This is a genomic window from Mycobacterium sp. NGS56 (assembly GCF_059812425.1).
The window spans coordinates 1,377,663-1,388,359 of record NZ_JCALCQ010000001.1; the positions used below are offsets into that span (position 1 = coordinate 1,377,663).

The 10,697-nt window shown below is 63.7% G+C and carries 9 protein-coding genes; 3 read left to right on the top strand and 6 right to left on the bottom strand.

Annotation, left to right across the window (positions count from 1 at the left end):
- The first annotated feature begins 4 nt into the window (after positions 1-4).
- Entirely contained in the window at positions 5-889 is an 885-nt protein-coding gene (locus tag AC5Y4F_RS06395; protein ID WP_067930417.1) for an alpha/beta fold hydrolase, read from the top strand.
- Here the strand turns inward: AC5Y4F_RS06395 and AC5Y4F_RS06400 are convergent.
- Together AC5Y4F_RS06400 and AC5Y4F_RS06405 are read right to left on the bottom strand one after the other, a co-directional pair.
- Positions 878-2,062 (bottom strand): ATP-grasp domain-containing protein, encoded by a 1,185-nt coding sequence (locus tag AC5Y4F_RS06400; protein WP_067930467.1) that lies wholly within the window; start codon positions 2,060-2,062, stop codon positions 878-880. The genes AC5Y4F_RS06395 and AC5Y4F_RS06400 overlap by 12 nt on opposite strands.
- Positions 2,063-2,245: 183 nt before the next feature.
- A complete protein-coding gene (locus tag AC5Y4F_RS06405) occupies positions 2,246-3,025 on the bottom strand; it encodes a phthiotriol/phenolphthiotriol dimycocerosates methyltransferase (protein WP_369829663.1) in 780 nt (259 codons plus the stop codon).
- Between the two features lie 240 nt (positions 3,026-3,265).
- Here AC5Y4F_RS06405 and AC5Y4F_RS06410 point away from each other — a divergent pair, with 240 nt between their 5' ends.
- Positions 3,266-4,393, top strand: coding sequence for a sterol desaturase family protein (locus AC5Y4F_RS06410; protein WP_067930421.1), 1,128 nt, complete (start codon positions 3,266-3,268; stop codon positions 4,391-4,393).
- Here the strand turns inward: AC5Y4F_RS06410 and AC5Y4F_RS06415 are convergent.
- Positions 4,326-5,474: an alpha/beta fold hydrolase gene (locus tag AC5Y4F_RS06415; RefSeq protein WP_499995800.1), complete on the bottom strand. Its 1,149-nt coding sequence runs from the start codon at positions 5,472-5,474 to the stop codon at positions 4,326-4,328. The genes AC5Y4F_RS06410 and AC5Y4F_RS06415 overlap by 68 nt on opposite strands.
- Positions 5,475-5,667: 193 nt before the next feature.
- Between AC5Y4F_RS06415 and AC5Y4F_RS06420 the strand changes: the two genes are divergently transcribed.
- Positions 5,668-8,214, top strand: coding sequence for an excinuclease ABC subunit UvrA (locus AC5Y4F_RS06420; protein WP_499995568.1), 2,547 nt, complete (start codon positions 5,668-5,670; stop codon positions 8,212-8,214).
- A 39-nt stretch (positions 8,215-8,253) separates the two neighbouring features.
- Here AC5Y4F_RS06420 and AC5Y4F_RS06425 read toward each other — a convergent pair whose 3' ends face one another.
- The 3 genes from AC5Y4F_RS06425 to AC5Y4F_RS06435 form a co-directional block, all read right to left on the bottom strand.
- The gene (locus AC5Y4F_RS06425; protein WP_067930429.1) at positions 8,254-9,072 is read right to left on the bottom strand and encodes a DUF1206 domain-containing protein; all 819 of its coding nucleotides are present in this window, start codon (positions 9,070-9,072) and stop codon (positions 8,254-8,256) included.
- 18 nt (positions 9,073-9,090) lie between these two features.
- Positions 9,091-9,282, bottom strand: a complete 192-nt coding sequence (locus AC5Y4F_RS06430) for a CsbD family protein (protein WP_499995569.1) — start codon at positions 9,280-9,282, stop codon at positions 9,091-9,093.
- Positions 9,283-9,554: 272 nt separating this feature from the next.
- Positions 9,555-10,679, bottom strand: coding sequence for a glycoside hydrolase 5 family protein (locus AC5Y4F_RS06435; protein WP_499995571.1), 1,125 nt, complete (start codon positions 10,677-10,679; stop codon positions 9,555-9,557).
- Between the last annotated feature and the right edge of the window lie 18 nt (positions 10,680-10,697).

The window sequence follows — 10,697 nt, forward strand, 5'->3', positions numbered from 1 at the left end:
ACCAATGACCGATGCAGCGGGCGCAACGCCGAATGACGGCTTCGAGTTTGTCATCGCAGAACCGGGCGTCGAGCTCTCGGTGCAAAGGTCCGGCGAAGGCCCGACCGTGCTATTGATCGGCGGCCTCGGCATGCCGAGCATTACGTGGAACATCTGCGGACTACCCCAGTCGCTCGTCGATGCGGGATTTCAGGTCATCGCCTACAACGCGCGCGGAATGTCGCCATCCTGCGCACCGGCCGCGCCGTACTCGGTGGCAGAGCTAGCCGACGACGCCGCCGCCATCCTCGACCATTTCAAAGTCGACCAGGCCACCGTCGTCGGCTACTCGATGGGCTGCTACACCGCCCAGACGCTGCTGCGTAGCCGACCGGAGCTGGTTCGTGCGATGGTCTTGTTCGCCGGGCTGCAGCCCTCGCCGGTGGGTGCGATGGTGGGGGAGATGGAACTGGGCCTGATCGAGCGCTACGGCGAATTGCCGCGCGAAGTATTGGTTTTCGAGCAGTTGCTTACCACCCTTCACCTGCCGATGCTGCAAGATCCGGCGACCGTACGGGGCTGGCAGCAGGCGCTGTCGGCCGGCTACGAGAGCGGTTGGGCCGGACAGGAAGGCTTCAAAGGACAGCTGATGGCGTCGCAGCAGTGGATCACGTCCGGCGAGCCGACCCCGGAACATCTCGGCGCGATCGACGTGCCCACGCTGGTCCTGGCATTCGAACACGATCTGTTCTTTCCGCCGGCCCTCTGCGAGGCGACGGCACGATTGATCCCCGGCGCGGAGTTCGTACGGATCGACGGCGCAGGCCACGGCGGAATCTTCACCGCCCCCGGCAACAGCGTCGCCCGGATCACCAATTTCTGCCGCGCGCACCGCGATTCACAGCGGTAGGTCACCGCCGTCCCAGTCGTGGTCGTGCATGAACGCGTCCGGGATGTTCACCCGATAACGAGCGGCCTCGGCAAAAATGGTTGCTGCGACGAGTGGTAGCGCCAGCGTCGGCCTGAGATCGGCGAGGGTGAACACGGCGTCGTCGGTGCGGCGGAAATCGCGCAGAAATCCACGAAACGTGTTGCCCTGAAGCGACGATTTGCGCCACCCATACATCAACATCCCCGGGCCCAGCATCTTGCACGCACCGGGCTGGGGCGTGATGACCTCGTCGTTCACGCCGAAAAATGCACGGTCGACCCGCGTTTCCGGATCGAACAACAGGATTCCGCTGGTGGCCCGCGGATTGCATTCCACGGTGAAGAGACCTCGGCCGGGCACCTCGATGAAGTCCAACCCCATTTGTCCGGTGAAATTGAACGCCTTGACGCATTCGCGCGTCCATTCGGCGATGCCCTCGTGCTGGACGGACTCGAACATCAGGCACGACGTGCCGTCGATCGCATAACGCACCGGGTAAAGCGCGTGCGCTTTCACCTGACCCTCGTGGCACACGGAATACGAGCAATAGTTCGCGCCCTCGGCCCACTCCTGGGCGATCCACGGATTGTCTTCTTCGAAGCTCAGGCCGCGCGGCAGTTCACCCGGACGCACCTTGTGGACGTCCTGCGACCCGCGCGAGTAGACGCGCTTGAGGGCGAAGGGTTGGTCGAAGTCCAACGCTTCGAGCTCTTCCTGGCTGCGGACGAGTGCGAAGTCGAGGGTGGGTATGCCCAGCGTCTTGAGCGCGGCCTGGAACTCGTACTTGTTTTCCAGCCGGGCCTCGAGATCGAAACTGGACAAGAACAACTTCTGGGTGTCCGGGAACAGGTCGGGGTATCGCTTGATGGTGTTTGCCAGGATTTCGGTCCCCTCGTGGACCGTCACGACCATGTCTACGCCCTCCTCGCGGACTATGTGCGCGAGCGCTCGCGTCCACTCGACCGGTTCATACCTCGGCCGGGGCGCACGGAACGTCTTTCTGACCGCCGAGGAGAACCTGGTCACGGGAAACCGCACCGAGTCCGTGATCAGCACGTCGTGTCCCGCGGCGCCCATCAGGCGGGCCAGGTGAAGTGACAGGTATGACCGACCGAAGGTGATCAGCACGGTCTTTCGACCAAATCCGGACATCGGACCTCCCGTCGTGAACACCGCTGCCCGCTCGGCTGCCGTCGACCCGCGGTCGAAGAGTCGAGCCTTGGGCTCCAGGTCTGACGTCGGCCGGTCAGGTCTACGCCGCGTCCCGCATCGCACACTGTGGCGCGACGCCGAACCGTCCTTTCCGACGCTACCCGCGCGCGGGTAGGCGCGGCCTCACTCACTGCCGAAGGTGTACATCCGGTAAGACAAGTCTCCGTTGTGCAGTCCCTTGCGGCAGGCCTTCGCCCACACCGCGTCGACGAGGAAGGCCGGACTGTAGCCGTTCAGCTCCTTCAAGCGCGGCAAACTCTTTTCGAGTCCCAGCGCAACCTGTTCACTGATGACACTTTCCGATATGAGCCGCATGGGACAATCGCTCAGCTCCTTCTCCCACTGGGCGATACGGTCGCTGCGGCGGATATCGGCGTATAGGAAATGCCCCCCCGGTCGCAGCACGCGCGCCACTTCAGCGAGAAAACGGGGTAACGATGGATAGCAAAACCCGGCTTCAATATTCACGACTGCGTCAAAGGATTGCTCGGGAAACGGTAGGTCCTGAGCGTCGCCTTGCACAAAGTCCAGGCCGGGCAGGTCGTGGTTTTTGCGGCAGAAGTCGACGCCAACCGGGTTCAAGTCCAGTCCCGTGTAGGAGGCCGGAAACAGGGTGCGCATGAGGTAGGAGGCCCCGCCCCCATGTCCGCAACTGACCTCCAGCACACGCTGGCCGATGAGATCGACTTGGGTCGCCACGCAGTGATAGAGCTGGATGAAGAACCGATTGGGCTCGTCAGACGCCTCCAACGGCAAGTCCATCGGCGGATCTTCCTCGTAACCCGATCCAATGAAGACGAAATCATCGTTGCTGAAGTGGCTAAGGCAGCGAAACCAGTAATTCGCCAAGAAGCCAAAAGAGTTCCGGGATCGGGCGAATCCCGGACGTTCTTTGAGGCGCACGGGCAAAGTATGCCACCATGCGCCGGGCAATTCGGCAAGTCAGCCAAAGCACGTGCCAATCGGATCAAGCGGCCGCCAAGCCGGTCCGATTCAAGGCCACGGGACGACGATTAGGGCCCCTGTGCTCGGCGTAGTGATCGTGATATGTCGACCCGCTTTCTCATCGCCGCTTTCTCATCGCTTGTCACCTCGTTGAGGAAAACGGCGTGAGAGTTGCCAGCAAACCCGTAAACTCCGCGCATGCGCCTCGCCGCATCGTGGATCCTATGGCCGTTGCTCGTCGCCATCAGCTGTGCGATCACCGCCGCAGGCCTGCGCCACGGCGTCAACGGCTCCCTCATCCTCGCCGGCGTCTACTTCACCCTCGCGCTCGCATTGGGGAGCCTGGAGCGCGTGCTGCCGTTCGAGCGCCAATGGGTCCGCTCCGACGGCCAAGTCACCCACGACGTGGTCTTCACCCTGGTCGGCACCAGCCTGCCCGGCACGCTGGCCGACAGCTTCGTGCTGGCTTGCACGGTCGGCGTGGCGCAGTGGCTCGCTCGCCACGTCGGAGGCTCATTGTGGCCGCATGTCTGGCCAGCTGCGGCGCAGATCGCATTGGTGGTGCTGGTCGGCGACTTCGGCGCGTACTGGGGCCATCGCTCATTTCACAACGTTTCCTGGATGTGGCCGTATCACGCTGTGCACCACAGCGTGTCACGCCTGTGGTATCTCAATACCGGGCGCATCCATCCCGTCGACTCGGCGCTCATGATGGCGTTCTCGATGGCCCCGTTGTACTTACTCGGCGCTCCCGACGACATGGTGGTATGGCTGTTCTCGTTCACCACGTTCATCGGCATGCTGTCGCACTGCAATGTCAATATGCGTTGCGGCCCACTCGACTGGTTGTTTTGCACCCCCGGCGTTCACCGTTGGCATCATTCCCGCGTGCTCACCGAGAGCAACAACAACTACGGTGAGATCACGATGGTTTGGGATGTGCTGTTTCGTACCCACTATCGCCAGCAAAGGCGGCCGCCGTGTGACATCGGTACCAGCACACCGATACCGTCGGACATCCTCGGGCAGTTCGTGGCGCCGCTGCGGCTGAGTTGGCAAGCAGCAACGGACAGCCCGGCGCCATCCGCACGTGCACGAAAGATGCTGCGCTATGCGAATCTTCGTGATAATCCGTTGGTGCCGTTGCTGCCATCGCGGCAACAGCCGGTTAGCTGCGAAACCAGCTGTGGCCCATGGATTTCGGCTTTGCCATCGAATGCATTGTTCGCGAGTCGCGGACACCGGCCCCTGCTGACCATCAGCGGCGTTCCGGCTGAATCCGGGTCTTCTGCCGAATCATCGATCGCGCCTCATGCAGATGCTTGACGGCCCACCTGCGATACATTCGTTGGGCCCACGACATCCGCTCGTGCGAACGCTCCGTTTGCCGCACGAGTTCGAGTTCGACGTGGTCGAGCTCCTCCGCCCCGATCTCAACCCGGTCGCGACCGTGGATGAACTCCAAAAGCAGCGCATCGGGGTCCAGCAATTCGCGCTCCCAGGCCTCGTGGTCATCGACGTCTGCGATGCCCATGGCGTCGGCAGCGTCGCGCAGCACCTCGCCTAGTTCGCCGTCTAGCAGTTGACGAAACGCGTCGGCGCCCTGCCGCGGATTGGCGATCATCCACGAGTGGTACGCGTCGGGCACCCTGTACAGCGTGGCGTCGGACTCGTTGGCGATGTCCCATGCGTGCGGGAACGGCACGATCATGTCCTTCTCGGCGTGCACCACCATGGTGGGCATGCCCTCGTCGCGCATGGTGTGCAACAGCGAGGTGTAGTCACCGGACTCGACGATGGCCCTAATCGTCCGGACGGCTCCAATCGGATAACGCAGGTTTGGCACCGCCACCGCCGCCAGCACGCGAAAGTATCCGAGCTGCTCGGCGGCTGACAGCTGCGTCGGGTCACCCAGGGTGTCGCGGACCGCGGTGTAGGCGGCGCCCAGCGCCTTGGTGGGCGACTTCACCAGTTTGGGGATGGTCGTGTCGAACCGGGCTCCGGCCGCCGGGTCGAACAGCACGGCGGCGAGTACCCGCTCGGGCGCGCGTGCCGCCAGGTGGATCGTCATTCGCCCGCCCATCGAATGGCCGACGAACAACGCTTGCCCGATGCCGAGGGCGTCCAGCGTGCGCAACACCGAATCGGCGCGGTCTGTGAAGCCGCATGCGTCGCCGGGCAGTCGCCCGGTATCGCCATGACCGGCGGCATCGACGGCGACGACGAGAAATCCCATACCTGCGATCCGGCTGAGCATTCGCAGATAGGCCTTACGACTCAGCAGCAGCCCGTGCATGAACAACAACGGCACTCCCCGGCCGCCGACTGAAAGCCCGATCCGGCGCCCGTCATCGAGTTCCACTGCATGATGACTCAGGCGGATGCGACTTGGTGATGTCTGCGTCATGGCCACGGCGGAATTCCCGGCTGGTCAGCCGTTAAAACGGGGTTGCAGACCAAATCCCGCTCGTCGCTGCTAGGACAGACGATATCGATGGAGTTCGACAGCGTAGACGACAACGACCTGGGCGCCGGTCCCGATGTCGAGCAGCAAGCATCGCGCTTGCGCGACCTGCGACGGGGGTACTCGGCCGAGCAAGATGAGGAAAATGTCCGATCCAACTACGGACGACATCGACCCTTGTGTGCGCGTTTACGGGGCGCGGGTCCACAATCTGCGGGGTGTCGATGTCGCGGCGCCGCGCGATGCGCTGGTTGCGTTCACCGGAATCTCCGGATCTGGGAAATCGTCATTGGCCTTCGGCACAATTTATGCGGAGGCCCAGCGCCGCTACTTCGAATCGGTTGCTCCATACGCCCGTCGCCTGCTATTGCCAACCGGTGCGCCAAAGGTGGATGACATCACCGGGCTACCGCCCGCCGTCGCACTGCAGCAACGCCGTGGTTCGGCGACGTCGCGGTCGACGGTGGGCACCGTGACCACCCTGTCGAACCTGCTGAGGATGCTGTTCTCCCGTGCCGGGACCTACCCGCGGGGGGCCACGGAACGACTGGATTCCGATGCGTTCTCACCGAACACCGCGGTTGGGGCGTGTCCGGAGTGCCACGGGCTGGGGCGAATCCACCGGGTGACCGAAGAGACCCTGGTACCAGACCCGACGCTGACCATCCGCGAAGGTGCCGTTGCCGCATGGCCGGGCGCGTGGCAGGGCCAAAATCTGCGCGACATCCTCGTTACGCTCGGGTACGACATCGACAAGCCATGGCGGAAACTGCCTAAGCGTCAACGTAATTGGATTCTTTTCACCGATGAGCAGCCGACAGTCGAAATTGATCCGAGTCAGCATCCCGTGCAGGCCGAGTATTACTACAACGGCACGTTCTCCAGCGCCGAACGCCACGTCCGCCACACATTGGCCAACTCGCATAGCGCGATGATGCGCCGCCGCGTGCTGCAATTCGTCGACAGCGTCGAGTGTCCAGTATGCGACGGTTCCGGGCTGCGCCCGGAGGCGCTGAAGGTGACCTTTGCCGGGCGCACCATCGCCGACTACACGGCGATGCCGTTGGCCGAGCTTGCTGATACGTTGCGCCCGACGGCTTCTCGGACCGATGCCGCCGCCGCGTACGAGTCAACGCAATCCGGTGAGCTTACGGAAGTGGCGACCAGGATCGCCGCCGACCTCGTCGCACGCCTGCAGGTACTCATGGATCTCGGGCTCGGTTATCTCACCCTCAGCCGCCGCACCCCGACGGTGTCACCCGGCGAACTGCAGCGGTTGCGGCTGGCCACGCAACTGCGCGCCGGCCTGTTCGGCGTGCTTTATGTGCTCGACGAGCCGTCGGCTGGACTGCACCCCGCCGACGCCGAGCCGCTTCTCGAGGTGCTCGATCGCTTGCGGCGCGCGGGGAATTCGCTATTCGTGGTCGAGCACGACATGGACGTGGTACGCCGTGCCGACTGGGTCGTCGACGTTGGGCCAGGGGCGGGGGAGCTTGGTGGGGACGTGCTCTACAGCGGGCCGGTGCCGGGTCTCGCCGACATCGAGGGGTCGGTCACTGGTAAGTACCTGTTCGAGGAGGCCGGGGGGCCGTCGCGTCAAGCCCGCACACAGTCCGGGTGGCTGCGGCTGCGCGGGATCCGCTTCCACAACTTGAGAGACCTCAAGGTGGACTTCCCACTTGGCGTGTACACCGCAGTCACCGGTGTATCCGGTTCGGGTAAGTCGACGCTCGTCGTCAAGGTTCTCGGCGATGTCGTGAACAGCCATCTCGGCACGGGACGAGCAGTCGAGCAAGCCGAACCCGACGACGACGAAGCCGACGGCGGGATCATCGATCTCGATCACGACGCGAGTGTCGGCGTGACGGCGCAGGGCGCCGAGAAGATCAACCGGCTGGTATCAGTCGACCAACGCCCCATCGGACGCACACCGCGCTCGACGCTGGCGACCTACACCGGCCTGTTCGACGCCGTCCGCCGCGAATTCGCCGCGACCCCCAAGGCGCGTCGCCGCGGTTGGACAGCGGGCAGGTTTTCCTTCAATGTGGCCGAAGGTCGCTGCCCCACCTGTCAGGGAGAGGGATTCGTCTCAGTCGAATTGTTGTTCCTGCCAGGCACATACGCGACATGTCCGGCATGTCAAGGAGCGCGTTACTCCGACGAGACGCTTGAGGTGCGTTATCGCGACCGTACGATCGCCGACGTGCTCGCGATGACCGTCGATGAGGCTGCGAAATTCTTTGCCGACGTCGCCAGCGCAGCGCGGAGCCTGACCACGCTGCAAGAGGTTGGACTGGGATACCTCCGGCTCGGACAGCCCGCGACCGAGCTGTCGGGCGGGGAAGCACAGCGGATCAAGCTCGCCTCCGAACTACAGAGACCCCGGCGAGGGCATACTGTCTACGTCCTCGACGAGCCGACCACTGGGCTGCACCCCGCCGATGTCGATCTGCTCGATCGTCAACTACACCAACTGGTCGACGCGGGCAACACCGTGGTGGTAGCCGAACACGACATGCGGATGGTCGCGGGCGCGGACTGGGTGATCGATTTGGGACCGGGAGCCGGCAGCGACGGCGGTCGGGTCGTGGCGGCCGGCCCGCCGCAGAAGGTGGCACGGGCGAAACACAGTCGCACGGGGCCGTATCTGGCGAAGCGATTGGCGCTGTCTGGTACGGGGTGAAGATTGCCCTACTAATTGTCAAGAAGCTCTGAGTCCGAGTCACATCCGCGAATACCGGGTCAGGGCGAAGCTGTACAGGCCGTAGGCGGCAAATCCACTTCCCGCCAGCAGGATCAGCCCTGTGCCGAACGGGGCTTCCCGCAACGTTTTCACCGCGCCGTCGAGACCCGTCGCCTTCGACGGGTCGGCGCGAATGGAGGCGACGACGACCAGCAGGCCGGCACCGGCCAAGACCGCACCTTCGGCGACGTACCCACAAAAACCCAACGCAGTGATCGCCCGCCCGGGTGACACGGTGAGATCATTGCAGAACTTCCGCGATGCTCCCTTGTAGGCGAAGTAGCTGCCGATTGCAACGATCACAAGGCCGACCGTGATGAGGACCAATTTGCCCTGCGTGGATTGCATCAACCGCGCGCTAAGCCCCGCGTTTTGCGCGGCGCTCGATTTGCGCCGGCCCAGCGCGAATTGCATCGCGGTGACGGCGACCGCTGCATACACGATGGCGAGGCCGAAAGCCTTGAGCCGGTTGACCGTTCGAAAATCTTGAGGATCACGCCGACGTTCTGCCGGGTGGAGCCCGACAACGGTTTCCGCAAGCCGCCAAAGCATCAGGGGAACCAGCGCCACCGCTACTGCCCAGAGAGCGAGGAAACCGCCGGTGGTGTCGGCGATAGTTCTCAACGCGCCGGTCTGATCAGCATCACCGTTGCCTCCGAAGGCTATGCGGATGACCAGGTAGGCGACCAACAGGTGCATCAGCCCACTGATGAGATACCCCACGCGCGCCGCGATCTGCGCGCCGCGCTCGGATGTAGCGCGCCGCACGGCATCCGTGGGACTGCTCGCCCCGGCCATTTGGCTGGCGCTCCCCGGCTATATCTGTCGATGTCGCCGGGGCCGGAAGGCGTCTTTGACTTTTTCGCCCGCGTCCCTCAGGTGGGTTGTCCGTTCATCTGCCCTGCCCTCGTCCTCTAGCGTCGGATCGTTGAACGCGCGGCCGATCGCCGCCTTGAACTTGCCCCCAACCCGGTTCAGCTTGTTCCGGGCTTTATCCGCGCCGCTCATCAGCGTGTCCTTCTTTTCGGTTGCAAGTAATGCGTCGAGTGGCGACTACCCGTTTTCCGGCTGAGCCATGCGCCGCGGAGACCTGCCGCAGCCGGTGTGGCCGGACAACCAACAATTTGACTCGCATCGGCCACTCCGGCCGGCACCTCTACGAGAACAGTCGATGTGGGTCGATCACGTCGACCGGCCGGTGCGATGACATGCTGAGCCGGGCCCGACTATCCCACCGCGCAAACCGTCCGTCGAAGCTCTGTGCAACCCATGTCCTGTCGTCACAGCTTGGTCAGTTTCGTGATGGTCTGAATTTCAGAGTTTTGGTACGGCCGCCCGTCGGGCTGGATCAGGTCTTGAAACCAGAGCCTCGGAGCCGTCGTATACGGATGCTCCCAGGAGTCCCACGGCAAGTAGGTTTGGGTCTTACCGGCGACCAGCCCCCAATTGATCGCACCGACGTTGTGCCGCTTGGCAACTGGTAGGACTCCGTCAACGGTGCTGCCCATCGTCCGCGCCAGGTATTCGGTGCAGATGATCGGACGCCCCAATGGGGAAAGTTCCGCGATCCGGGCCTCGAAACCCGCTGGTTTGTCGTAGCAGTGAAAAGTGACCACGTCGGACTTGTTCAGTTGCATGTCAGCGATGTCGCTACGCCTCGCGGAATCTCCCCATGCGCCGTCCCACACGCCGCTGGTCAACGGTTGACTCGGGTTAGCCGAACGTGCCCACCCGAACGCCAGCGAGAGCAGGTCGGCGACGCGGTCGAGCTTGTCTTTCCTTTCAACCTTGCGATATTCGCGCGAGGGATTGTCGGGCTCATTCCACAAGTCCCATCCCAAAACGCGATCGTCCGTGCGGAATTGCCTCAACACGCCCGTGACGTAGTCGCGCAGGGTGCGGCGGTAGTCGAGGTCATCGAGGTGTTCTGCGCCCGGGCCTTGCACCCAGCCGGAGTTGTGGACGCCAGGCTTCGGCGCCGGTTGCCGCCCCGGGTTGGGGAACGGATCCCAACACGAGTCGAAGAAGACAAACATTGGTTTGATGCGATGGCGGGCCGCAATGCTGACGAATGAGGCCAGACGTTTTTGGAAGCCTCCCGAGTCTTGCGCCCAGAGCCGATCGTGGAGGAAGACCCGCACCGTGTTGAGCCCGTGTAGCTGGGCCCAGCCGAGCTCGGTATCGATGCGCCGGGGGTCGAAGGTGTCGGCCTGAAACATCTCAAGCTGGTTGATCGCGTTCGAGGTGATGTAGTTGGCACCGACGAGCCATCCCTGCGCTTGATACCAGCGGGTGGCTCGGTCGGGCGACCAGGGGCTTTGCTCAGCTGCCGCGCGCGGCATGGGGGCCAGCGTGGTGCCGGCCGCGACTAGCAGCGGCAGCTTCAGCACCGTTCGACGCCTCATGCACTGACGATAGGTCCT